The organism is Phycisphaerales bacterium (assembly GCA_016716475.1).
Lineage (GTDB): Bacteria > Planctomycetota > Phycisphaerae > UBA1845 > Fen-1342 > JADJWG01.
This window is the reverse complement of record JADJWG010000001.1, coordinates 383,879-409,261: the sequence shown is the minus strand read 5'-3', so window position 1 is coordinate 409,261 and position 25,383 is coordinate 383,879. Positions and strand designations below refer to the sequence as shown.

The 25,383-nt window shown below is 65.3% G+C and carries 14 protein-coding genes and 1 tRNA gene; 11 read left to right on the top strand and 4 right to left on the bottom strand.

Annotated features, from left to right (window positions below):
• Positions 1-298 precede the first annotated feature (298 nt).
• Both IPM18_01745 and alaS read left to right on the top strand, forming a co-directional pair.
• The gene (locus IPM18_01745) at positions 299-2,614 is read left to right on the top strand and encodes a choice-of-anchor L domain-containing protein (protein ID MBK9118311.1); all 2,316 of its coding nucleotides are present in this window, start codon (positions 299-301) and stop codon (positions 2,612-2,614) included.
• A gap of 591 nt (positions 2,615-3,205) precedes the next feature.
• On the top strand, positions 3,206-6,094 hold the full coding sequence (gene alaS, locus IPM18_01740) for an alanine--tRNA ligase (protein ID MBK9118310.1): 2,889 nt from the start codon (positions 3,206-3,208) through the stop codon (positions 6,092-6,094).
• 62 nt (positions 6,095-6,156) lie between these two features.
• Here alaS and IPM18_01735 read toward each other — a convergent pair whose 3' ends face one another.
• Entirely contained in the window at positions 6,157-8,799 is a 2,643-nt protein-coding gene (locus IPM18_01735; GenBank protein MBK9118309.1) for an OPT/YSL family transporter, read from the bottom strand.
• A 393-nt stretch (positions 8,800-9,192) separates the two neighbouring features.
• Between IPM18_01735 and IPM18_01730 the strand changes: the two genes are divergently transcribed.
• The 6 genes from IPM18_01730 (at position 9,193) to amrB (ending at position 17,188) form a co-directional block, all read left to right on the top strand.
• A complete protein-coding gene (locus tag IPM18_01730; protein ID MBK9118308.1) occupies positions 9,193-9,915 on the top strand; it encodes a YbjN domain-containing protein in 723 nt (240 codons plus the stop codon).
• Positions 9,916-9,953: 38 nt separating this feature from the next.
• Positions 9,954-10,799 (top strand): diaminopimelate epimerase, encoded by an 846-nt coding sequence (locus tag IPM18_01725; GenBank protein MBK9118307.1) that lies wholly within the window; start codon positions 9,954-9,956, stop codon positions 10,797-10,799.
• Between the two features lie 175 nt (positions 10,800-10,974).
• On the top strand, positions 10,975-12,948 hold the full coding sequence (locus IPM18_01720) for a hypothetical protein (GenBank protein MBK9118306.1): 1,974 nt from the start codon (positions 10,975-10,977) through the stop codon (positions 12,946-12,948).
• 54 nt (positions 12,949-13,002) lie between these two features.
• Positions 13,003-14,217, top strand: a complete 1,215-nt coding sequence (locus IPM18_01715) for a flippase-like domain-containing protein (protein ID MBK9118305.1) — start codon at positions 13,003-13,005, stop codon at positions 14,215-14,217.
• Positions 14,214-15,986: a hypothetical protein gene (locus IPM18_01710; protein ID MBK9118304.1), complete on the top strand. Its 1,773-nt coding sequence runs from the start codon at positions 14,214-14,216 to the stop codon at positions 15,984-15,986. The genes IPM18_01715 and IPM18_01710 overlap by 4 nt, the downstream gene beginning before the upstream one ends.
• Complete coding sequence (gene amrB, locus IPM18_01705; protein MBK9118303.1) at positions 15,983-17,188, top strand: AmmeMemoRadiSam system protein B; 1,206 nt, start codon at positions 15,983-15,985, stop codon at positions 17,186-17,188. Before IPM18_01710 ends, amrB begins: the two co-directional genes overlap by 4 nt.
• Positions 17,189-17,422: 234 nt before the next feature.
• Here the strand turns inward: amrB and IPM18_01700 are convergent.
• Positions 17,423-17,496 (bottom strand) — tRNA-Val (locus IPM18_01700).
• A 102-nt stretch (positions 17,497-17,598) separates the two neighbouring features.
• Positions 17,599-18,744: a glycosyltransferase family 4 protein gene (locus IPM18_01695; protein MBK9118302.1), complete on the bottom strand. Its 1,146-nt coding sequence runs from the start codon at positions 18,742-18,744 to the stop codon at positions 17,599-17,601.
• A 172-nt stretch (positions 18,745-18,916) separates the two neighbouring features.
• On the opposite strand from IPM18_01695, the gene IPM18_01690 reads away from it, so the two are divergent.
• The gene (locus IPM18_01690) at positions 18,917-20,098 is read left to right on the top strand and encodes a glycosyltransferase family 4 protein (protein MBK9118301.1); all 1,182 of its coding nucleotides are present in this window, start codon (positions 18,917-18,919) and stop codon (positions 20,096-20,098) included.
• Between the two features lie 128 nt (positions 20,099-20,226).
• On the opposite strand, the gene IPM18_01685 is transcribed toward IPM18_01690, so the two are convergent.
• The gene (locus IPM18_01685) at positions 20,227-21,120 is read right to left on the bottom strand and encodes a hypothetical protein (protein ID MBK9118300.1); all 894 of its coding nucleotides are present in this window, start codon (positions 21,118-21,120) and stop codon (positions 20,227-20,229) included.
• A 342-nt stretch (positions 21,121-21,462) separates the two neighbouring features.
• Here IPM18_01685 and IPM18_01680 point away from each other — a divergent pair, with 342 nt between their 5' ends.
• Positions 21,463-23,160 (top strand): discoidin domain-containing protein, encoded by a 1,698-nt coding sequence (locus tag IPM18_01680; GenBank protein ID MBK9118299.1) that lies wholly within the window; start codon positions 21,463-21,465, stop codon positions 23,158-23,160.
• Between the two features lie 156 nt (positions 23,161-23,316).
• The gene (locus tag IPM18_01675) at positions 23,317-24,996 is read left to right on the top strand and encodes a tetratricopeptide repeat protein (protein MBK9118298.1); all 1,680 of its coding nucleotides are present in this window, start codon (positions 23,317-23,319) and stop codon (positions 24,994-24,996) included.
• Positions 24,997-25,383: the final 387 nt, after the last annotated feature.

Below are 25,383 nucleotides of genomic sequence, written 5' to 3'. Positions count from 1 at the left end.
AAACGGTTCGTGACGCGCGCGCTCCGCTGGACGGGGCCGGACACGCCGGCGGGCACTGGCTACGAATGCGTGAGTGCCGGCTTTGCAGGCGACGTGGACCTGTCTGTCAGCGCTTTTGTCGCGTTTGCGTACTTAGTGGGGATGCAGTTGACGAAGCACTGCACGCGCACTGGTTGAAAAATCACCAGCAGTGGCCGGCGACTGCATATGCAACGAACTACGGCATCTGCGTGGGGAATCACAACAGAACAGCCGGGGGTGCGGCAATCATGCATGCCAATCTCAAAGGAGAAAACTCATGGATCCGTTCCGCAGCATCTGTTCTCGACGCGCTCCATGTCCGACAAGGACATGGTTCTACACCAGAACCATCCTTATTTCGATTATTCTGCTTACGCAACCGGTGCAAGCCGATCCCCCGCCGACGCGCCCGGCCATACCACCAGGTGGGGATAACAGCATTCCGCACGCCGAGGGGACCCGAGCGCTCACCACACAAGACCTCAACGCCGGACTGACCCCCGCGAATCTCGTCACGGCACTACTTGGCCCCGGTGTCGTCGTCTCGAACATCACATTCACTGGTGCAAATGCAGCGGCTGGCACGTTCAGCGGCGGCACGGGGATTGTTGGATTCGAAAGCGGCATCATCCTGAGCAGCGGCCGCATTGCCTTCGTAGGCGGACCGAACACGCAGGATGATGTAAGCGGTGTTCATGCGGGGCTCGGCGATCCTGATCTGAACGGGCTGATTCCGGGTTATACCACATTCGACACGTGCGTTCTGGAATTCGACTTTCAGTGTACCTCTACGCAGACCATCCAGTTTCAGTATGTCTTCACTTCAGAGGAGTACAATGAGTGGGTCGATTCGTCATTCAACGACGTGTTCGGCTTCTTTCTGAACGGGGTTAACATCGCCCTGGTTCCCGGCAGCCAGGGAATGCCGGTCAGCATCAACAACGTGAATTGCGGCAACCCATTCAACCCACCCGGCGGCAGTTACTGCAACCTCTTCATCAACAATGATTGCGATGACATTCCGCCGGGCAGTTATCCTTGCAGCGGTGCCCGTGATACCCAGATGGACGGATTGCTCGTGGTCCTGACGGCCACCGGCACGCTGAACCCGGGTGTCAACCACATCAAGCTGGCAATCGCGGATGCGGGTGACCAGGTACTCGATTCGAACATGTTCATCCAGGGGCAGAGCTTCGTATGCGGGAGCCCAAGCGGCGCCTGCTGCGACACCAACACGCTCCAGTGCACTGACAATGTTCTGGAAGTCAACTGCCAGGGTCCCGGGCAGGTGTGGACCATCGGGTTGAATTGCGATCAACTGAGCCCGCCCTGTCCAACTGCAACCCAGCCCGATGGGAAGGACTGCACCAACCCGATTCCGATCACCGCACTGCCGTACTACGATACCCGTACGACGAGTGACAAAAGCAATGATTACACCGATACATGTCTCGGCAACTACGACAACGGGAAGGATATACTCTACGAACTCACGATTACAAACACACAGTGCGTAGACATTACTGTGACTGGTGCAACGCCGCAGGATAACTGGATTGGCGTAGCGGTGGATACCCTCTGCCCGCCGGACGCATCGTGCTACGCGCTGGCGACGAGCCAGGGATCCGTGGCGACCATCAGCAATCTGACCCTGGTACCCGGCATGTACTATCTGATGATCGACCGCTGGCCGCAGGGGGATGACAAGCTGGATTACACGCTGAGCATCACAGACTGCTCCGGCGCGCCGACGGGCGCCTGCTGCAATCGCACCACGCAGGTCTGCACCGAGAACGTCCTGGCGGCCAACTGCATGGGGCCAGATGAGGTGTGGAGCGTCGGCATGTCCTGTGGCGATCTGGATCCACCTTGCGCAACGGAGGTTGATCCGGACGGTCAGGATTGTGAATTCCCGCTCTATATCACAACAATACCGTTCGATGATGTCAATACCACGTCCGACAAGAAGGAAGACTACTCCAACACCTGCCTGGGAGTCTATGATGACGGAGATGACATTATCTACGAGATCATCCTGACCAGCGCCCACTGTGTCGACGTGACGGTGACAGGGGCCACGGCGGTTGATCACTCCATCGGAGTGATGGTGGGCAACGTATGCCCGCCGGGGCTCTCTTGCCTGGCCTCTGCGAGCACGACGGGAACCGAAGTAGCCATCCGCAACCTGTCGTTGTCCCCTGGTACTTACTACCTGATGATCGATCGCCGGCCCGACGACGAGGGTTATGCGATCCTGAACTACCGCCTCAGCATTGCGGAATGCCCGGCGCCAGCGGGCGCCTGTTGCTTCCCGGGCGGCCAGTGCGCGGAAGTGTCTGAGGAGGACTGCACAAACGCCGGTGGCCTGACCTGGGAAATGGACGCTCTGTGCTCGCCCAACCCATGCGTGGTCGGCGATGGAGACGGCGACGGCGTTGTGGGCCTGGCGGACTTCACCTTGCTGGAGGACTGCCTGACCGGACCAGGTAACGGCCCGGTCGACAACGGGTGCAGGGCGTTCGATCTGAACTGGGACGACGACGTTGATTTAAGCGACTTTGCCGGCTTTGCAATCGCCTTCACGGGCTCGTAGGAGCACGGCGACTTTGGTGTGATTCTCCAGGTCCCGTGCAACCGATCGCGGGCAGGTGTGTTCCAGCGGTGTCCCTTGTGAGGGCAGCAGGGCGGTTTCACGGCCTGACCAAGTTCAGTTTCTCGGGGTCCTGCCGCCCGCCCGGCCTGCGGTGGCAGTACCTGCGTGTTGTATGGCCACGGTGATTCTGTGAGGACTCGATTCGGTCCGAGCACTCTATTATCGGTGTTTACCAAGATTCTCACTGGCAGTCAGTTTGGCCGGCAAGCCGCAGCGCCACCAGTGGCTCGGTCGGCCAACTGTTTCAGGACCCGCACGGATGGGCCTGTGCACGCTGAGTCGGCCGCGTTCCAGCGGTCTATGATGGAGTGACAGGCAGGACGCTTGTCGGACTCCTTCGCCTGACGTGCCAGGCAGACTTTCGCGAACCGGAGCAAAGGCCAGTCACGGAAACGTGGCCGGCCTTTTCTCTTGCGCCTTCGCCCACGGCCCGGACCGGGGGTTCAAAATCCGCCCGCCGAACGTAGAATCCGCCATTCGGCCCGCCGCGTGCGCGGCCGCAGCACCTGAAAACCATGCAGGACCGCCGCCGTGTCGAAAACCGCCGCCGAGATTCGCCGCGAGTTCATCGAGTTTTTTCAGCAACGTGGACACGAATTTGTGCCCAGTGCACCGGTCGTGCCGCATGACGATCCGACGCTGCTGTTCACGAACGCCGGCATGAACCAGTTCAAGCCGCTTTTCCTGGGACAGGCCACCGCGACGTCCGCATTCGGCCGGCTCAAGCGGGCGGCCAATTCGCAGAAGTGCATTCGCGCCGGCGGCAAGCACAACGACCTCGACGACGTCGGCCACGACACCTACCACCACACCTTCTTTGAGATGCTCGGCAACTGGTCCTTTGGCGACTATTTCAAGGTCGAAGCGATCACGTGGGCCTGGGAGCTGCTCACAAAGGTCTGGGGCATGGCGCCTGAACGCTTGCACGCCACGTATTTCGGCGGTGACGCCGACGAGGGGCTCGCCCCCGACGAGGAAGCCCGCGACCTGTGGCGCGCGTTGTTGCCCGCGGAGCGCATCCATCCCGGAAACAAGAAAGACAACTTCTGGGAGATGGGTGACACCGGCCCATGCGGCCCGTGCAGCGAGATTCACATAGACCTGACCCCCGACCTCAGCGGCGGGGGACTCGTAAACGCGGGTGATGCACGCGTCATCGAAATCTGGAACCTGGTGTTCATCCAGTTCAACCGCGGTCCCGATGGGAAGCTCACGCCGCTACCGGCCAAACACGTGGATACGGGCATGGGATTCGAGCGGGTCGCCGCCGTGCTCCAGGGGCGCAAGAGCAACTATGAAACTGATGTGTTTGCGCCGATTTTCTCCGCGATCCGCGAAGTGACCGGTGCGCCGGCTTACACCGGGGCGCTGCCGACCGACCCCGGCGTCGACCCGGCACGCGCACTCGTCGATGTGAGCTACCGCGTCATTGCCGATCACATTCGCACGCTGACCTTCGCCATCAGCGACGGCGCCGTTCCGGACAAGGAGGGGCGCGGCTACGTCCTGCGGCGCATCCTGCGCCGCGCCGTGCGCTACGGTTGGCAGTACCTGCACGTCCATGAGCCGTTTCTCTATAAGCTCGTGCCCGCGGTTACGCACGTGATGGCCGACGCTTTTCCCGAGCTCCGCGCCAGGCCGGGCGAGGTGATCGCGGTCATCCACGAAGAAGAGGCCTCATTCGGCCGCACACTTGAACGTGGGATTGCGTTGTTCGAGGAGGCCGCGGCGAACGCCGAGCAGCGTCACGCCGCCGTGGTGCAGGGCGTAGATGCCTTCAAGCTCCACGACACGTACGGCTTTCCGATCGACCTGACCGAGATCATGGCTGCGGAGCGCGGGCTGCGGGTCGACATCGGTGAGTATGAGCGGCTCATGGAGGAAGCCCGCGCGAAAGCCCGCGCCGGCGGACGCGATGACACGCGCGAGTTTGTCCATCTGCCGCAGGAAATCCTGAGCCGCATCCGCCCGACCGACGATGCCGCGAAGTACACCCACACACGCCTGGCCGCGCAGGTGACCGGCATCATTCGTATGACGCCTGAGGGTGTACCCGTTCTGCTTGGTGCCGGGGAAAGTCTGCGGCCCGGCGATCGGGCCGCCGTCGTCACCGACCACACCTGCTTCTACGCCGAGGCCGGTGGTCAGGTCGGGGACCTCGGCGAGATCGTCGCGCCCGGCCTGCGCTTCGAGGTGGAAGACACCCAGCGGCCCGGCCACTACGTGCAGCACGTCGGCACCCTCGTGCAGGGCGCACTGGTCCCGGGGGCCGCGGTCGAGCTGGTCGTCGACCCCAAGCGTGCGGCGATCATGCGCAACCACAGCGGCACCCACCTGCTCAACTGGGCCCTGCGCGAAGTGCTCGGTGAACACGTCCAACAGAAGGGCTCACTGGTCGATCCCGACAAGACCCGCTTCGACTTCTCCCACCCGCGGCCCCTCACACCCGAAGAGCTCGACCGCATTGAGCAGCTCACCAACGAGCAGATTGCCCGCGATTTACCCGTCTATGCCGCGGAAGTGCCCCAGGAGGAGGCCCTGCGAATCCGTGGACTCCGAGCGGTCTTTGGTGAACGCTATCCCGACCGCGTGCGCGTCCTTTCCATCGGTGCACCCGTCGAAGAGCTCCTGGCCGATCCGGAAAGCGCCGCGTGGCGCGCCTACTCGATCGAATTCTGCGGCGGCACCCACGTCGCCCGCACCGCCGAGATCGAGCACTTCGTCCTGACGACCGAGGAGGGCATCGCGAAGGGTATCCGTCGCATCGTCGGCCTCACCGGCGCACCCGCCCGCATCGCGGCCGAAATCGGCCAGGCGCTCGAACAACGCGCCGTCGCCCTGCTGGCCGGGCCGCCGTCGGAAATTCCGGCCGGGCTCGCGGAGCTTCAGAACACGCTCCAAACGGCCACGCTGACGGCCAGCAGCCGGGTTCGGCTGCGCGCGCAGGTGGCCGCGCTTCAGCAGGTTGTGAAGCACGAGCAGAAGTCCGCGGTGGCGGATGCGGCCGGTGTCGTGCTCGCGCGCGTCGCGGAGGTCGTGTCCGAGGCGGAGCGCATCAGCGACACGGCCATCGTCGTCGCGGAGTTCCCCGACGTGCCGCTCGAGGCGCTGAAAACCGGCGCCGATGCCATCAAGCAGCGTTGCGGTTCGGTGGCAATCCTGCTCGGCGTGCGCGTGGCAGCCACGGAGGAGCAGCCGGCGAAGGCGCTGCTGCTCGCCGCGGTGACGCCGGATCTGGTTCCGCAGGGTCTAAAGGCGGGCGACCTTGTGAAAGCCGTCAGCGGACACGTGGGCGGTGGTGGCGGCGGATCGCCGACCATGGCACAGGCGGGCGGCAAGAACCCAGACGGTGTGCCGGCGGCGCTGTCCGTGGGCGCCGCGTGGTTGCGTGAAAAGCTGCGGGCCGGACGCCCGCAGTAACCGGCGTTGCCGTGCGCTCGCGTGCCCGGCAACGCTCGGTATTCCGATCAGAGCTTATCACGCTACGCGGTCCCAAGCAGGATATCGCGCACGCCCAGCGATACCGCGGTCAGCGTTTCACCCGCGACGATGCCCGCACAGATCACCGTCAGGAAGCGCGCCGACCAACTCTTGAAGCACTTCGACACAATCAGGCCCATCAGTCCGCCGATGAACATGGTCGTGCCATAGTCGGCCGGCACGACCAGGGCGAGCCCGAGACTCGCGGCGCTGGGCACCGCGAGGTGGTACTTCTTCGGCACGAGCTTCTCGGCGATCGGCAGCACCACGCCCGCAGCGGCGGCGATGAGGATTGCCGGGACGACGCCTGGCGGCAGCGCTGCGAAGCCGATCATGAACAGCTCAGCGACTGCTTTCCATGTCGCGACGGCCGGGGCCGGCCACTCGGGCGTCATGAGCATTTCGCTGGGATTCGGCACAAGCACCAGATAGATGGCGGAGCCCGCGACGGCACCGGCAAAAGCACCGGCCGTCTGGGCAAACACCTGCCACTTGGGTGATGCTCCGAGCAGCATGCCGCACTTCAGATCGTGCAGCAGGTCGGCGCACTGGCTGGCGGCGCCGCCGGTGACGTTGGCGGCCATCAGGTTGGGCGCAGGGTTACCGGGCACAAGCGCCCCGAACAGCAACTGCGTGACCTTGCCCATGGCGCCCACCGGCGTCACGCTCGTTTCGCCCGAGACGCGCGCTGCGACCAGGGCCAGCACGAACGTCAGCAGCACGCCGAGCGTCCCCACCCACAGCATGATGCCGAAGAACGAGTATTGCAGCCAGACGGACAGTCCCAGCGCCACCACCAGCATCACCACGAACCAGTTCCGCGCCACCTCACCCGTCTCGACCCGCGGACCCTCCGGCGCACGGTGGCCGAAGCCCGTCATCGCCGCCAGGACGGAGCGCCACGAGAACGAGAATGATACGAGTGCCGAAACCACCATCAGTGTGACGCCCGGCCAGAGCAACCATACGACCATGTCGTTGTAGGAAGGTTGAGCTGCTCTGATTTCTGTGCCTCCCCGCAGGGCAGTGAGGGTTGCCTGCCAATCCGGCGCATCGTCACCTAACCAGGCCTTGGCGGCCTCCCAAGTCTCCTTGGTGGGGCTTCCATGAACCCTCAGCGCGTGCTCGGCTTCGAGGAATTCGAAATGCGTGGTCAAATCCGCCGGCACGGGCTGCGGTGGCACAAAGTCGCGCGGGCTCAGACTTGCGAGTTGCTCAAACGCCGAGCGGAACTTCTCCGCTGCCGCCGCCCGGCCGATATAGTCGCGACCCTCCACCAGCCAGCCCCACGTGTCCTCCATCCAGCCCAGCGGGGATGTGCGGCTGTGGACCGTGATGTACTCGTCGAGGTTGGCGAGAATCCGGTCGCGCTGCTCCGCGGGGACGGGCCCGTGCGCTACCAGCTTGCCGCCGGTCTTATCGAAGGTGATGCGGCCGCCGTCCGGACCGCCGATCACGAAGTCCTTCGGCCAGCGCGGCAGCGGGGCGGTGCGCATGCTGCGCCGCGTGGTGGTGTACGAATGCGCGGCGACCAGGGCGTTGCGCTGCTCCTCGGCAAAATGCGACGCGATATACAGCCGGTCGATGGCCTCGCGGAAAAAGGGATCCGGGTGCAGCGCCCGCAGCTCTTCCAGTTCCGCGGACGTCATGACGCCCGCATGCACCAGTGCTCGTCGGCCCGGGTTGTACTTGAGATAGCCCTCCGGCTCGGACTTGAAGTCGGTAGCCGGCTCAAGGCCCGCGGGAACGATCGGGAAGGGATATGAGGCGGCCAGCCGGATCGAACCATTCGAGATCAGCGGCGGCGCGAGGAAGCCGTACGCCACAACGCTGCCGATCAGCAGGGAGAGGCAGGCGCGGAATCCGATCAGCGCGCCCACGCTGTAGAACAGCGCGGTCGGCTGTAGTCCGAAGCCCAGGTGTGACGCCTTGAAGCCGCCCAGTTGAAGCTCACCCATCTTGAGCAGCGCTTGGAACTTCGCCGCCGTGATGGTCCCGGCATGTTCGTAGAATTTGATGCCCCCCGCCAGTACGGCGGCCGCCGCCAGTGTGCCCACGCGCACCAGCGCCTCGCTGCCTTTGGCGTACATTTCGCGCAGCGTTTCCGCGCTCGCGATCCCGAAGGCGAACGGGAGCTTGTCCACCAGCAGCATTTGACGCCGCACGGCAATGCCGACGGTGATTCCGACCAGCATGACCGACATGCACCACAACGCCAGCCAGTGCCAGTCGAGCGTCGGCTCGTGCGTGATCATCGCCAGCGCAGGGATCGGTGCCACCAGTCCCGCCGAAGACACCGCGGCGCCGGACGAGCACGCCGTCTGATTGATGTTGTTCTCGAGGATACCCCACGGGCGGACGCGCCGCGCGGTAGCGTGGTGGAGCATCATCCAGAAGCCGTAGCTCAGCAATGCCGCCGTAATGGACATGTTGAAGCCCCAGCCGATCTTCAAACCTGCGTACACATTGCAGGTGGAGAGGATCGCGCCCAGGAACATTCCCGTCAGCACCGCGCGCAACGTGAGCTGCGGCGAGGTCAGGTCGAGCGGTGCCGGTGCGTCGTGACTCGGCGGCGGAGCCGACTCAGCTTGCGACTGCGTTGATGTATCCGTGGTGGGGGGCGAAGAATGGGGTGGTTGTGCCACTTTCTTACTCCCGGCAGACAATTGTGCTGTGCGTTAGCGCTTGCGGCTGTCGGAGAGGGCCCGGTTCGGGCGATGCGGCGCGCGGTAACATCCTACCGAACCTCCGCGACCACGCGGGCGGAGGCGTTGCGCAAAGCGAGGCCCCGATCCTGTGGTTGGGGCGAATGGTACGAAAGGGTCGGCGTGCGCGTCAACCGTGCTCGACTCACACTGCTCGGATTGTGCTTCTGAAGCGTGGTAAGCAGTGTGTATAAAAATGGTTACGCTGATGTAGAACCAGCGGAGCACGCCGCCGCTCCGCTTGACCCGCGCGCCAACGGGGCTAGACTACTGCGTGAGCTGGTAGTGCCTTAATTTCAGATTCAGCGGGCCCACGGAGCCCACTTGGGACTCATGCCTCCATTCGCGCAGGTCACCGTGTTCGTGCTTTTGCTGGTGGCCGGCACCTACGTGGTCGTGCGATTGGTCGCGCACCTGCTCAGCAGATCGCAGGTCCGCCGTCGCCGGTCGAGCCGGTCTGAAGGCCGACGTGGACCGGTGGTGCCAGCGTTGGCGCGCACACCTGCGGCAAGTGCCGCGGTCGGAGCCCAGGCGGCGAATGGGGCCACGCGCTCGCCGGGTGTGGCGGAAACAGGACGCATCGTGAGCAGCACGAACATGATCATGGAGTTGGTCCGCGGGTATCTGGATGCGGACGAACTCAACTACCGCGTGGACGAGGACCACGGCGCGGTCGAGTGCGGCTTCCGTGGCGAGGCGGCGCTCTATGCCCTGCGCATTGCCACGGCCGGCGAACCCGTCACGCTCGGCGTGATCGTGCGTGTCCCGCTGGTGGTGCCGGAAGCCCGCCGCGCTGCCATGGCGGAGACCTGCACGCGCATCAACCACGGCCTGTTGCTCGGGGCGTTCGATCTGCATATGAGCGAAGGGCTGTTGCGCTTCCGCAGCAGTGTCCCGATCGGGGACGGGACGCTCACACGCGACCAGTTTTCACGTCTGCTCTACACTTCCATGGCGACGGTCGACCGTTACTTCAAGGCCTTCGCTCGGCTGCTCTACGGGGATGACCTCTCACCGGCCGAGGTTGTGGCCGAGATCGAAATGGCGGACGACTAGGCCCTCCGGGCCCGGCGGAACGGAGTCGCTGCATGTCGCTGCGCTTCATCAAGATGCACGGGCTCGGCAATGACTACGTCTACATCGACATCTTCGAGCAGCACGTCCCACATCCGGCAGACCTCGCGCGCCGCATGAGCGACCGCCACCGGGGCGTAGGGAGTGATGGCCTGATTCTGATCGCACCGCCGCTCGACAAGAGTGCCGAAGCGCGGATGGAAATGTACAACGCGGACGGCTCGCGCGGGCGCATGTGCGGTAACGGAATCCGCTGCGTCGCGAAGTACTGTTGGGATCACGGACGGGCACGCCGCAATCCGCTACGCATCGAAACCGACGCCGGTGTGCTTACGCTCGTGCTCACACTCGATGCCGAGGAGCACGTTACTGAGGTGCGCGTCGATTTAGGACCGCCGATCCTCGTGCCGGCCGATATCCCGGTGGCGCTACCGGTCGAGCGTGTCGTAGATCACCCGTTCGCGCTGGATGAACATACGCTTGCGATGACCTGTGTGTCGATGGGTAATCCGCATGCGGTGTTCTTTGTCGAAGACCTCGCGGCTGTTCCCCTGGCGCGCTGGGGCCCCCAGATCGAGCGCCACGCCCTTTTTCCACAACAGGTCAACGCCCACTTCGCGGAAGTTCTGCGGCGCGGTCACTTGCGCATGATCACATGGGAGCGCGGCAGCGGTATCACCCAGGCGTGCGGAACCGGAGCGGCGGCGGTCTGCGTAGCCGGTGTGCTGACCGGGCGCAGCGAGCGGTCCGTGGAGATTGACCTTCCGGGCGGCCGGCTGCACCTGGTGTGGGACGAGGTGAGCGGATCGGTCCTCAAGACCGGCCCAGCCACCGAAGTATTCCTCGGGGTGTGGCCGGGACAATAAAGGCAAATGGCCCTGGGGGGGCCGCCGCGCGGTCCGCTTGACGCCCGCACGACACGCTCCCATTGTCTCGACCATGCGCCGAGCCGCCCCGCAAACTCCGCCCCCACTGCCAGTGCCCGGGCCGGATCTATGGCCTGCTTGGGCAACCTGGCTCGTGCCGTGTGGGGGGGCTGGGGTGATCCTGGCCGCACTTGCGCCGTTCGCGTTGTTTGTGGCGTTGTACGATAGTGCCGGTGCCGTCATCGTTCTGGCCGCGGCGGCGGGGTGGGGTGCGTGGCCGGCGCGGTGGTTGCTACGGAGGTCGGAGTTCACACGCCCACAGGCGTTTTGTGTCGCGCTGGCGCTGGGCCTGGGCGTCCTCGCAACGCTGGTGCTGGCGGTCGGGATGTTGGGCTGGTTGCGCGCGGCAGTGGGCTGGGGCCTGGTGGTCGGTGGCGCCTTGTTGGGCATCGGAGCGCTTCGCCAGTCCGCCCGGAGTCAACCGCGCGGCGCGGCGCTACCTTCCCCTGCGGGCGAGCCCCGTTCTGCCGTCCTCCTGCGCGGCCTGTTCGCGCTGCCGCTGGCCGTGCCGCTAGCGATCGGGTTGTTCGGGGCGACGCTGCCGCCAGGGGTGTTGTGGGCGGGCGAGGGCGGCGGATACGACGTGCTCGAATATCACCTCCAGGGGCCACGCGAGTACTTCGACGCCGGCCACATCCATTTCCTCCCCCACAACGTCTACACGTCCTTTCCGCAGCAGATGGAGATGCTCTACCTGCTGTTGATGCTGTTGCATGGCGACCCTTGGAGTGCGGCGATTCCGTCCCAGTTGCTGCATCTCACCTGCGGTCTGCTGGCGGTCAGCGCGCTCGCGGCATTCAGCCCGGCCGGCTGGGGCCGCTGGGCAGTCGTTTTGTGTACCGCATCGGTTCCGTGGCTCGCCTATACCGGTGTGCTGGCCTACGTCGAGAACGGGATGTTGTTCTTTGGAGCGGTGGCGGGGGGGGTGCTGTGTGTGATGCTGCCCGAACGCGCTGGTCCATCGGCGGCAACCGCGGCGCCTCCTCTGCGCCTGTTGTTCGTGGCCGGGCTCTGCGCCGGCTTTGCGGGTGGCTGCAAGTACACAGCGCTCGTGCTGGCGGCGATCGCGGCCGCCGTGGCGTGGGGGTGCGCGGCGCGTAGCCGGCGGACGATGGGCTTCCTGGTGTTCGTGTGTGGTGCCGCGTTGGCCTTTGCTCCCTGGGCGGTACGAAACAGCGTTTTCACCGGCAATCCGGTCTACCCCTTCGCCTACAGCGTTTTTGGCGGGACTGCGTGGAGTGCCGCGCAGGATGAGCAGTGGCAGCGCGGGCACGCCGTGCAGGAAGGTGGGGGCACGCTCGCGGTGCGGCTTCAGATCGCCTGGCGGGAGCTGGTCACCGCGCCGCAGTTCGGCGGCCTCATTTTCGCGGCCGGGCTGCTCGCGACCGGGGTTGCGCGCACCCGCCGGACCGTCTTTGCAAGTGTGTGGGCGCTTTTCATGATCCTTGCGTGGTTGACCTTGACGCACATGCCAGGTCGCTTCCTCGTGCCGCTGCTGATCCCCCTTGCATTCCTCCTCGCCGAGGCCACGACACGATTCTCAGGTCCGCCTGGAGCGCGGCCTCACCACGCCCGCATCGGAGCGCTGGTCGTGCTTGCGGTCGGCCTGGCGCTTTATCACGGCGTTTTGCTCAGCCAACTGTTTGCGGCCGAGCAAGCGCGCTGGGAACGTGGCCTGCAAACGCCGCTTCGGTCGCTCGTGGGTCAGACCAGCTTGCTTCGCGAGGTACACTGGCTGAATCGGGCCGTACCGCCCGACGCGCGCGTCCGGCTGATCGGCGAAGCCCGCATTTTCTACATCCAGCGGGCCGTCGACTATGCGGTGGTGTTCAACCGCGATCCATGGGTCACCGCGGCGGCCGATCTTCCCGCGGCGGATGCGATCACGGCCCTGCGTGGCGGGGGCAGTACACACGTGGTATTCTCATGGGACGAAATCGACAGGTTGCGCGGCACGTATGGCTTCCCCGAGCATGTCACGCCCGCTTGGGCGGACGCCCTGGAGCAAGCGGGCTTGGAGCGGATCCCGCTTTCGGCTGAAGCATTCCCCGCTGGCGTGGCGGTCTACCGGTTACCGCCGCGCGAATAGTGTGGACCTGCGGCGAGCGCCCCGCCTGGTTCCTGAATCTTTGAGTACCTCCGTATGAAGAAACGCCGCTCCTGGCTGCTGTCAACTATCCGGCTGGTCATCTGTATTGCCGCGATCGGCTACCTCGTCTACAGCGTGCCGTGGCATGACCGTGTCCGGCTGGGCCATGCCGACGGACCGCAAGTGCGCCTGCTGACGGAGGAGCCGGGCGGCTTCCGGGTGCAGCATGACGGCCGGGAGGTGGTGCTGTCCGCGACGGAAGTGCATCACGTCCAGGATGCGGCCGGCCACCCCGTGCCCGACATCGAACTTGGAATTCCCCGCGTGGTCCGCAGTACGCACCTGGGGCTGGCGCTGACAGCGATCGCGATCTTCGGTCCGGTCTGGTTCCTGCAATCGTTCCGTCTCGTGCTGATGGTGGGTCTGCAGGGTGTGCGACTGCGCTATTGGGATGCAGTCAAGCTCACCTTTGCAGGCAATTTCTTCAACTTCGCATTGCCCGGCAGCACCGGGGGGGATCTCGTCAAGGCCTATTATCTTACGCAATACACCCATCAGAAAGCCGAGGTCGTCACGAGCATCGTGTTGGACCGCATTGTGGGCATGGTTGGCATGTTCACCATCGCGATCGGAGCACTGTTGCTCGCGTGGGATGCGGCCGCTTTCGGAGATCTGCTGTTGCCGCTGGCCGTGGTGGTGCTCGGTCTGGTCGGTGTACTCGTCACTATCTTCAGCCGTCGGCTGCGCCGTGCGCTGCACCTCGTCGATCTGGTTCGCATGCTGCCGCTGAGCGAGCTCATCCTGCGTATCGGTCGGGCGGCGACAGCACTGGCGCGCCATCCCTCCCGCGTTCTCAGCGCCTACGGCGTCACGCTTATCATGCAGGCCATCCTGATGTTCAGTGCCACCGTGATGGGCTACGCGCTGGGAATGCAGGGCAGTGTGCCGTACTTCTTCGGTTACGTGGCGATCGGCTTCGTCGTCGGCGCCGTGCCACTCGCACCGCAGGGCATTGGCATCGTGGAGGTCGCCTACGTGCGATTCTTCACCCTGGGTGGTATCAACACGGCTTCGCAGGCCGTCGCCCTGGCACTGGGCGTCCGGCTCATCCAGCTCGTTTGGGCCATCCCCGGGGTGCTGGTCCCACTGCTCGGCGCGCATCGGCCGCGCCCGGAAGAACTCGCAGCGCTCGAAGCCGAAGCCGCTGACGCTGCCGCGGCCCTGGAGCGCTCCGCCCCGCGGGGGGACTCGGCGGAGGCGACCCTATGACGCCCGCACCCGTGCGCGTGCCGCGACTCTGGGAACTGCCGCTGGCCGGGCTTCTGCTGGCGGGCTTGATCGCCGGACTGCACGGCCCGACCCTGAACGACGGCTTGTTCATGGACGACTACGCGCACTTCCGTCAACTGCGCGAAGCCGGCTGGTCGTTGGCGGAGCTCTCGGCCGCCTGCCGCCTCGAGCTGGTGGGTGGGATCGCCGAAGTCTGGTGGCTTCCGGAGACCACCCTGCGGTTCTTTCGGCCCGTGTCTTTCGGACTGCTCAAGCTCACCTATGAGCTCTCCAACTGGAATCCAGTCGCAGCGCACGCCATGTCGCTGGTATGGCACTGGGCGGTCGTCATGCTGCTGCTGGCTCTGCTGCGGGGTGTGCTGGGGCGCTTGTGGCTCGCCTGGGCGGTGGCGGCGATCTTCGCGGTACACCCTGGCCATGTGGCCACCGTGCAGTGGATCGCCTGCCAGACCGAGTTGATGGTCACCTTCTTCGCACTCGGCGCCACGCTCTGCTTTGCCCGCTTCCGTGGCTGGCCGGGCTTCGCGCAGCCCGCAGACGCCGGCCGCGTCCGGCAGGTGCTGTGGCTGGGCGCTGCGCTCCTGCTCTTCGCGCTTGCGCTTGGTTGTCGCGAGAACGCTATCATGCTGCCCGTCGTGCTCGCGGCCGTCGAGCCGGCTCTACGTTTTCGGCGGAAGATTGCGGCGTTGACCGCTTATGGTCTGCTGGGCGCCGTGGCACTGGGTTATCTTGGGTTGCGCACGGTGATCCTCGGCGGCGTCGAGCTGCCGCCACCGCCCTACGTGACACCGCCAACCGACCCCGGCTTCCTGCGCTTCATCGCGGACAAATTGCTTTACTACCTTTTGGGCGAGTTCTTCGTCGCACCGATCATCCCCATCGGCGGCCTGCCTTATCTTCAGGAACGACCGCTGCTGTTCTATTCCGCGGCGGCGGCGGCCCTGCTGTTCGTCGGTGTGACGGCCTGGCGGTACCGCACGCGTATCGAATTGCTCGGTCCCGTCTGGTTGGTTGCGTTCTTTCTCCCGCTCCTGCCGGTGTTTGCAGCGCCGCACCACCTCTACCTGCCGGGGGTCGGTTGGGCGCTGATTGCGGCGGTGGTCTTCCGGCGCATTGGTGGTTTCAATCTCCGCGGGGGTGCGCCACCGACATGGCGGCGGCGGGCGGTGCTTTGGTTCTGCCTCGCCGGCACCGGCGGCGGCTTTGGAACTTGGACCTACTACAGCAGTCTTGTGCTTGACACCGGCGCCGAGGTCGAGGATTGCGTGATATCGGAAATCCTCCGCGCCCCGCGGCCGCTACAGAATGGTGACACGCTCTATATTGGCAACCTGCCGCTGTTGGCCCATTACGTGAAACTCGGCATCGAGGAGCGCACCGGACTGCGTGACCTGCGTGTGATTCCGCTTACCTGGTCGCCGCGGTTGCTCGGGCTGGTCGGAACTTTCACCCAGACCGAGTTGAAGCTGCATGATGCCCACACGCTCGAAATTCACGTCAGCGACGACCGCTACTTCGCCGATGTCCTCGGCCGGCTGGTACGCACTTCGACCGGACCCTTGCCGGACATGGTCGATCGCACCGCCGACCTCGGTTTCCGCGTCGAGGTACTCGAGCGTGATGCGCTCGGAATTCGCGGACTCCGCTTCCATTTTGACCGGCCGCTCAATGCGCCGGACATCCACGTGTTCTGGGGTTCCCGCACGGTCTGGGCACTGCAGCTCGACCTCAGCGCGGTGACGCCATGATGCCCGAGACCGTTCTACCCGCACTGCGGCCGGTCGAACTGCTGCCGATCGAGGAATCCGCGGGTGAACCGCGCCTGCTGGTGCACGACCCGGTTCAACTCGGCCCGCATCCGCTTGCGGTGTCGTTCGCGGGTGCTCTCATCCTGCCCTATCTGGATGGACGACACACGGTGGCCGATGCCGAGGCCGGCTTTCTGCGACAAACCGGGCAGACCCTGCCCCGGCCGGCACTCGGCGCGCTGCTCGCAGCACTCGATGCCGCTTTGCTGCTTGACAATGAGCGCGCCGCGCTCGCCCGCGCGGAACGCCGTGTGGTTTATGCGGCGGCACCGACGCGCGACAGCCGCGACCGCGATCCTGAGGCGAGCGAGCTCCGTGCTGTGCTGGCAGCCATCCTGTCGACCGGCACGGCGGAACCGGTGGCTCACTTGCGCGGCCTGATTACACCGCATCTCGACTACCGCCGCGGTGCTCCGTGCTACGCGGACGCCTATGCGACACTTGCCACCGCCGGGCTCGCTGAGCGCTATGTCATTCTCGGTACGAACCATTGCGGCGAGAGCGCCGCGGTGGTGGCGACGGAGAAAGATTTTGAGACCGCCCTCGGCCGTGTCACGACCGATCGGACATTCCTCGCGAATCTCGAGCGGCGCGTCGGAACATCCCTGCGGACCTGCGAGTCGGACCACGCCTCTGAGCACTCGATCGAACTGCAGGTGCACTGGCTTCAGCACCTGCATGGTTCCCGGCCATTCGAAATCGTACCGCTATTGTGTCCCGATCCGTGTGGTCCGACGGGGACGAAACCGGCCGACGGCCACGGACCGGATTTGGCGGTGGTGGCGGCGGCGCTCGGAGAACTGCGCGCGGACGATCGGCGGTACACAGTACTCATTGCGGGGGCGGATCTGAGCCATGTGGGGCAGCGTTTCGGAGACCAGGAACCTACCACGGCAGCGTTCCTCGCGGAGGTCGCGCACCGCGATCGCGAATTGTTGAACCTGCTTTGCGGCGGGCCGGCCGAGGACTTTCGCACTGCGCTGGCCGCGACGGAGAACCCGACGCGCATCTGCAGTGCCGGTTGCCTCTATGTCCTCCGCCACGCGCTGCCTGCGAGCGACATGCGGATCCTGCGTTATCACCAGGCCGTGGATTACGAGGCGGAAACCCACGTCACCTGCGCGGCGGGCATCCTCACGTAGACCATGGTCGAATCACCACGGTCTGCGTCGAATGTTGCAGCCCTCTCCGCCCCCCCCATTGAACGGCGGACACTACGGCACTTTTCCGGTGGTCGGTGACCGAGATTCCGAGCGGTCGAGGCATTGCAACTGCCCAGCGGTGCACTGTGCGTCCGCGCAATCAACGTGAACTTGCAGTCGCCCCCTATTCCGGGCGTGGTCTCAGAAGCTCTTTGTTTACAAGCACTTCTGAAATGGGCGGCAAGGGACTCGAACCCCTGACCCTCTCGGTGTAAACGAGATGCTCTAGCCAACTGAGCTAGCCGCCCGCGCTCCACAACCCTCTACTGCCGGCTGTGGACTCTGCTGGGGACATCATAGCGGCACTCGGCCGCAGTGGAAATCTGCCCATCTGCCTCCCATGCAATTTGTCAATGGTCCAGGCCGCTGCGCTGCCGGCTGAGGAGCTCGCGATAGCAGTTCATCCAGGCATCCCACACTTGCCGCTGGTCAAAGTTCTGCGCAACCCACACGCGACCTGCCGCTCCCAGCCGGGTGCGGAGGGCCGCATCCGCGAGAATCTGCTCTAGTGCGGCGGTGAGGGCCGGCACGTCGTGCGGTGGCACACATAGTCCCGTCTCGCCTGGCCGCACCGCGTCGCGGCAGCCGGTGGCCGTCGTTGTTACGACTGGCAACCCGAGGGCCGCGGCTTCCAGCAGAACCATGCCGAGCCCTTCCCGGTAGCTGGGCAGTACGATCACATCCGCGGCCGCCAGGTACGGCACCGGGTCTGCCTGCCACCCCACGTGGTGGACGCGGGGCGAGGTCGAAAGATACTCGATCACCTCAGCCGGCGGCCGGTCATGCGCTTCGTAATCGCCCACCATCAGCAGTGTGAATTCGCGGCCACGCTCTTCGAGGTGACGTGCGGCGGCGACCAGCTCTCCCAGGCCCTTGTCACGCGTAAAACGGCCCAGGAAGGCGAGCGTTACCGTTGGGGAGCGGATGCCAAGTTGTGCGCGGATTGCGGCGCCCGCTGTCCTCCGGTCCGGGTGAAATCGCGCCAGGTCGATTCCATTACAGCTCCCGGCACCAAGCACCCGAATCCGCTCCGGTTGCACCAAGCCGTCAGAAATGGCCTGTGCGCGCGCGGACGGTGATACTGCGAGAGTAACGTTGGCAAGGCGGCAGGGCACCCCTGTCGACCAGCGCACCAGACGGCCGGATAGGCCCGATTTCCCCTCGTAGGCGAGACCGTGGAGAATATGGACAATCGGCCGCGTACCCGCCAGGTGTGCTGCGAGAGAGCCGACCAGCGCGGCCTTTGGTGTGCCGACTTCGACGAGATCGAAGCGCTCGCGACGCAGGAAGCCAGTGATGGTCCAGAGCGCCCTTAGGTCGGTGGCCGGTGTGATGGCCCGCGTGAGTGGAGCCGTCCAGAGGCGCACGCCACGAGCCCGGATGGCCGTATCAAGCTCAGAGGGCGCACATACCACGGTGATGTCGAAGCCGTGCGCGCGCAGGTACTCGAGTCGATCGCGGTAGAGCACCTGGATGGAACTGCCCACGGTCGTCATGACGCAAAGTCGTACCGGGCGCGCCGCCTCATCGGGCGGAGGCGTGGTGGCAGGATGTGCCGAAAGGGTCATCGTGGTGATAGACTAGCGACCGGCCGGGTCGTGGGAAACGTGGAATAGGCACGATCTCGCCCGCAGGGTCTCGGGCGGGTTCACGGCATGGAGCAGCGGCGTGCGTGTGCTGGTAGCCCTCGAAGCCCGCTTTCATCGCACGCTCGACGGCGCTATCTGGTCGCCGGAGGCGTTCGACTATGGCTTCTGGCGGCGATATCTCGGAGTCTTTGAGCAGGTGGCCGTGGTGGCGCGCGTGCAGGATGCGGCGGCGGCACCCACCGGCAGCCGGCGGGCGGACGGCCCGGGTGTGAGCTTTATCGCAGTGCCGTATTTCGTAGGGCCCTGGGAGTATGCGCACCGGCGACTTCGCGTACGACGGGCCATCGCCGAGGCGCTGCGGCCCGGAGATGCGGCCGTGCTCCGCGTACCGGGGCAGGTGGGCGGCGTGCTGGAAGGGTTGTTGCGGGCGCGGCGGCAGCCATTCGGGGTGGAAGTGGTGGGGGATCCATACGAGGTCTTCGCGCCCGGTGGCGGGGTACGGTCGCCGCTGCGCCCCTGGCTGCGCTGGTGGGTGCCACGTGTCTTACGGCGGCAATGTGCAACGGGGTGCGCGGTGGCGTATGTGACGGCGCGGACGCTCCCGGAGCGTTACCCGGCCGCCGCTGGGGCCTTCGTGACGACGTACTCAAGCATCGAACTGGACGATGAGGCGTACGTCACAGTTCCGCGGCCCGTCCGGGCAACTGGGTCGTTCGAACTGGTCTTCGTGGGATCTTTGGAGCAGCTCTACAAGGGTCCGGACGTGCTGATCGACGCGGTTGCAGCGGTGGTGCGGGCCGGGCTGGATGTGCGTCTGACAATGGTTGGGGACGGGCGGTATCGACCGCAACTTGAAGGGCAGGTGCGTCAGCACGGGATCACGGGCCGGGTACGGTTTGCAGGACGGCTGCCGGGCGGGGCGGCGGTGCGGGCGGTGCTCGACCTGGCTGATTTGTTCGTGCTGCCTTCGCGGACGGAAGGTCTGCCGAAGGTGGTTCTGGAGGCCCAGGCGCGTGGGTTGCCGTGCATCGCATCGGCGGTTGGCGGAATTCCGGAATTGCTGCCGGAGGCGGACCTGGTTCCAGCAGGGGACGTGGCGGCGCTGGCGGCGCGGATTCGGGATGTGCTGGGAGATGCGGAGCGCCGGGCGCAGATGGCGCTGCGGAATCTGGAAGTAGCGCGGCGCTATCACCGGCAGGTGCTCGACGAGCGTCGGCACGCGTTTCAGGAGGCGGTTTGGGCGGCAACTTCGTCGCCGTAGGTGGAAAGAAGCGAGGGAACGCCGCGGCGCCCTTTGGCACCGCGGCGTTCCCTTGTGAGATTACAGCCACGGCCGCACAGGTGTTATCCGAGTGCGACCCGGCGGTCAGCATTTCGAGCCATTGCCTGTTAGGCCATCTGTTCCACGTGGCGGCGGAGGCGGGCGATCAGGCCGAGTCCCAGCGCGCCGAGCAGCACCGCGCCGGGGGCGGGGATCACAGACCGCACCAGCGAATCCGTGTACACCCCGTCGCGGTCCTGGACGGACGCGATCACCAGGTCACCAGGCCGAGGCGTCAGTCCTCCGAACCCACCGGCCGTGCGATCCAGCAGCGAGACATTGAGCAGAATCTGCCAACTGAGCACATGCCCCAGGGTGGTGTCGTATTCCCAGATCACGCGCGCGACGCGCTTGTCCGGCGCGCTGGTGCCGTTGCGGCTGATGTGGTTGTCCTTGTCAAGCAGCATCAGTTGCCCGTTGTTGCCTGTCCAGGTCGTGTCGGTATCCTGCGAGAGCAGCGGATTCGTCGCGTGGAAGTAGCCCGAGGTGCGGACAAAAACGCCACCCGTACCTGCAAGTGCGGTGCTTGCGGCGCCGTTGCCGGCGCCCGGCGCGATGGTGCTGGTGGAGAACGTCGCGGCGCTCGTGCCGAACTTGGCGATCAGCTTCGGTCCAAGGGCCTGTGACAATTGGGAGTTGACCGAATTGCCACTGATGCTGCCCCAGCCGGCGCTGGCCGCCGAGATGCCCGTGAACACGCCGCCGATACCCAGCACGGTGTCACCTGGCAGCCATGAGTAGCCGCCGTCGGAAATCGCCAGGTTCGAGCCGTTGGCGACATGGATCGCGCTGCTGTAGATGTTGTACCCGTAGTTCGCAGTGCCGCGCGAATACACACCGTTCGCGAGTGAGTGGCCGTGCAGTGTCCACCCATCCGCCACCGGGTTGCCGGTGACGACGCCGGCCGAGGCCGACGCCACCAGCGCAGCGACTAACAAGGTTGCTCCGAGAAACTTCCGCATTGCTTCTTCTCCTCACTGGGGGTTAATAAAACTTGCTGGTTTGCACTCCACTCCGAGAACGAATCCGCCCGCTCTGAGGGGGGGTAAAGTTGTTCAAATGCCAACTGCAAATCTACCCGAGCGTACTCGCCGACCATCGTGGGCTCAAGAAGTATCTACTGGATTTTCGCTTGATCTTCGTCACTTGAGATTCCCCGCGCAGACGCGCGCTGCAATCCGCCAACTCACTTGGTTTTTTCGGACCTGTCGGCAGCGTGCGGTAGAGGTTACTTCGACGATCAAGCCGGCACCGATACAATGCGCGCAGGAAGGATCGTTCCATTCGGTGATACAGAGGAAGCGATGCAAACCAGCAAGGCCGTGTGTACATCGGGTCGCGCCTTGGGGGCCGCCGCGGTTCTCCTGCTTTTCATCAGCCCGGTGAACACCGTGGCCGAATCCCCCTGGCTCTACGGCATTCACTGGTACGGCGACCCGGCCGCCGCCAATGTTGAAGCCATGACCGGTGGCAAAGGCATCTGGTCGCTCGAAACCGTCCTCACCAACAGCGATTTCTGGTGGGGGCCCGTCTGGCAGCGCGACAATCGCTTCCATACCGCCGTCTCCCGTGGGCATACCTTGATCGTGCGTGTGCAGCGCAACTGGGGCGAGAACATCCCCTTCACGCAGAACCTGACGCAGTACCTCGTGGATGTGCAAACGGCCGCGCAGCAACTCGCAAACGTCGCCCACATCTGGCAGGTCGGCAATGAGCAGAACATCCTCGATGAATGGGGTGGGCAGGTCCTTTCGCCGGCCGAGTACGTGCAGCAGTACCGCCAGATACGTAACGCTCTGCGGGCCGTGCCGAGTCCGTTGGGACCGCAGATCGTTCTGCTGGGGCCGGTGTCGCCGGGCGGCGTGATCCCGGGCGTGCGGCACATGGATGGCAACGCGTACCTGGCGGCGATGTGCGACCTGCTGACGCCCGACGAGGTCGACGGCTTCGCGATCCATGCGTACGCCGCGCCCTGGAACGATGCGACGATTTCACGAGGTGAGCTGCAAGCGGGCTACATCAGCCAATTGGCGGTCATCCGCAGCCGTGGTTTCGGGGACAAGCCCGTATACCTGACCGAGTGGAACCGTGGCGTGAACGTCGGCAACGCCGCGAGCGAAGCCGCCAGCGCCCAGTTCCTGCATGGCGCCTTCGCGGATCTGCATGCGTGGAACCAGACGGCCGGCGCGCATCCGATCGTTACGGCCAACTGGTTCATCTACCCCTATGATGCCGGCGCCTGGGCGCAGTACTCGATCGAGTACCTGCGCACCATCGGCCCGCCGGGGCCGAACAATGACCTGTGGGATGCCTTCCAGTACGCCTGCACCCTGGATTACCCGGCCGGCAGTTCCACGCCTTTGTATACCCCCGCCATGCTGCCCGGATTGCCGTCGGGGCAGAACATCAGCGGCAGCGCGGTCGCCGTGGCGACGGATTCGGGGGACGGAATGAAGGCCATTGACGGCGTGATTTCGTCGGCGAGCCGCTGGATCTCGAACTCGCTGCCCGTGCCGCACTGGCTGCGCCTGGATCTGGGTCGCCCCCGCGTGCTGAACGGATTCGTCGTCTACCACACGAGCGCAACGGGCGATTCCCCGGTGTTCGACACCGAGGCGTTCATGTTCCAGACCGCGGACAGCCCGCATGGGCCGTGGCAGATTCACAGCATGGAGTACAACCGCCCAGCGCAGGCGAGCACGGCCCGCACTTTCATCACGCCAGTCACCGCGCGGTTCGTCCGGCTGGTCATCAACGACGCTGGGCTGGACAACCTGACGCGCATCGCGGAATTCGAGGTTTATGCGACCAACCCGGCAGGGGACTACAACGGGGACGGCACGGTAAATGCGGCCGATCTCGGACTGCTGTTCTTCTGCCTGCGAAGTCCGGATACGCCGTATGTCCCGGGGCACTTCTGCCTGGCGGGGGATACGGACGGCGATCATGACGTGGACCTCGCCGATTTTGCAGTGATTCAGGTGATTTACGATCTTCCGTAATCGGGGTGTTCCGAGCGTTGTTGCCCGATAAGGGCTCATCGCAAACCGGCGGCGCACGTCGAATGGTCAAGTCATCCCCGATGGGGGCTTGTTTCCGCGACAGACATTTCACACCCTTTCCGGGTGGGGTCGGTGTGCCCCGCACGGAGCGTCCACATGATCGTCGTGGGTACAGCCAGTTCGACCGGCAGCGCTGGTTGGGGCGCTCCGACCACCGGCTCCCCACTCAGCCGGGCCTCCACGTCCGGTAAGCGCACCAGCCCCTTTACGCCCGCGACCCTCGTGCGGTTCGACGGCCAGGGGATCGCGGCGGACACGCTCGGAGGCAAAGTGGATGTGTTTGCGGGGCTACGCCAGGCGGTGCATGGTGGTGTCGCACCGGCGGACACACCTGCACATCCACAGGCCGCTGCCCACGGTCGTGCCTTGAAGGCGGGCTTCGAACGGCTGGAAGGGGGCGATGCAAGTGGCGCTGCGCAGGTATTTGAAGCCGTACTCGCGGAGAACCCGCGCCATGCGGTTGCCGTCCAGGGGTTGGGGCACGTGGAGATGAGCCGGCGGCGGTACGCGGAAGCGGAGCGACTGTTCCAGAAAGCACACGCGATGGACGGGCAGGCGGGGTACGACCATGACGTCCGCAATGCGCGGATACTCCAGCGCAGCGACGAGGACGTGTTCCGCCAGGCCCGCGCGCTGCTCGCGGCACCGGCTCAACAGCAGGAAGGGGTGCGCCTGCTGGTCGCCTTGACCGAGCGCAATGGTGAACACACCGCGGCGCAGATCGCGCTCGGAGATGCGCTCCTGAGACAGGGCGATCCGCTGAACGGACTGCTGCAATACGGTAATGCGGTGCGCAGCGCACAGCCGGATCAGCTTCGCCAGCTCGAAACGAAGCTGACCGAGCTTGCGCGGCGTTCGCAGAATTCGGCGTTTCTGCAGCAACTGGTTGGCCGGATCTACCTGCGGCAGACACGCTTCGACGCGGCGGCTACGGCATTTCAGCAGTCGGCGCAGCAGGCGGGTACGGAAGCGGGGGTGCGTCGCGATCTCGCAACCGCGTACGTCGGGCTCGGGCGAGAGGCCCTGGAGCGCGGCGAATTGGCGCGTGCTCACACACATCTGAACCGCGCCCGCGATCTCGACCCCGGCTACGCCGAAGCGCGCCGCGTACAAGGTGAAACCTATCTCGCGCAGGCGGAGCAGCAGGCCACGCGGGGGCGCTACGACCAGGCAGCGCAGGAGTACCGCCGCGCCGCGGACTTGCTGTCCGGGGCGCCGGAAACGCTACGGGCACGCGTGGCCCGGGGTGCGTACTCCGCCGGACGCGTGCTGCAATCCCGCCGGGAAGCGCGCGCTGGGGAGATCAACGCCGAGCTGGTGGCGTACCAGGTGGCGTACGACATGGCGCGCGACAACCGCACCTATAAGGAGACGCTGGCGAACGCCCGTTTGGCGCAGGGCGAGCAGCTTGAAGCGCGCGGCAAGCTCCGCGAGGCGACGGCGGCGTACCTGCGGGCGGCGGACCTGTATCCGCAGCAAGCGACCTATCGCCAGCGCGCGATCGACACGCTGGTCGTGTTCGGCACCCAGCAACAGGCCCACCTGTTCTTTGATAACGCCGTGGATGCGTTTCGGCAGGCGTTCCGACTCGATCCGCAGAATGCTGCCCTGCGGCAGCAGCTCGCATCGGCTTACCACGCGCGGGGGCAGGACCTGCTGGAACTCGGCCGGACCCCTCTTGCCAGAAGCGACTTCCGGGAAGCGCTGCATCTCTTCCCCGACAACGAAGCATATCGTGCGAGCTACCTGTTGGCCGGCGGCACGGACGGCGCGTAGCGGACCGAGACCCGTGTGCCGCGGTATGCCGCCGATTGGGGACAGGTGGGGGCATGTGCAGACCGTGCTCGGAGGGGTATTGACGGCCCGTTACGTGTGTCCGGCGGTAAAAAACGGGTGGCGGCTGTACTGCACAGCCGTCCACCCAGAGATGATTCGTCGGCTCCGCCACACCCCGTCGGCGACTTCGGGTCGCCCAGCTCGGTGGCTGCCACGGCCGAATCACACCAAGCATGCGAAATAATTGGCGGCTGTGGCAAGTCACGAATGCCGGTTTTCCGCGCCAAAGGAGCCCCCGGCAGCGCCCCCGGAGCTTGGGGGAACAGACCGGTCGGGACTCGTCTTGCCCAAGGGGCGCAGGCCCCGTATATTCGAGGCATCTGCAAC

Excerpts from the sequence above, each read along its gene's own strand:
- IPM18_01730 (MBK9118308.1), top strand. The coding sequence starts at position 9,193 with ATGCCTCCATTCGCGCAGGTCACCGTGTTCGTGCTTTTGCTGGTGGCC.
- IPM18_01675 (MBK9118298.1), top strand. The coding sequence starts at position 23,317 with ATGATCGTCGTGGGTACAGCCAGTTCGACCGGCAGCGCTGGTTGGGGC.
- IPM18_01715 (MBK9118305.1), top strand. The coding sequence starts at position 13,003 with ATGAAGAAACGCCGCTCCTGGCTGCTGTCAACTATCCGGCTGGTCATC.
- IPM18_01710 (MBK9118304.1), top strand. The coding sequence starts at position 14,214 with ATGACGCCCGCACCCGTGCGCGTGCCGCGACTCTGGGAACTGCCGCTG.
- IPM18_01685 (MBK9118300.1), bottom strand. The coding sequence starts at position 21,120 with ATGCGGAAGTTTCTCGGAGCAACCTTGTTAGTCGCTGCGCTGGTGGCG.
- amrB (MBK9118303.1), top strand. The coding sequence starts at position 15,983 with ATGATGCCCGAGACCGTTCTACCCGCACTGCGGCCGGTCGAACTGCTG.
- IPM18_01680 (MBK9118299.1), top strand. The coding sequence starts at position 21,463 with ATGCAAACCAGCAAGGCCGTGTGTACATCGGGTCGCGCCTTGGGGGCC.
- IPM18_01695 (MBK9118302.1), bottom strand. The coding sequence starts at position 18,744 with ATGACGACCGTGGGCAGTTCCATCCAGGTGCTCTACCGCGATCGACTC.
- IPM18_01745 (MBK9118311.1), top strand. The coding sequence starts at position 299 with ATGGATCCGTTCCGCAGCATCTGTTCTCGACGCGCTCCATGTCCGACA.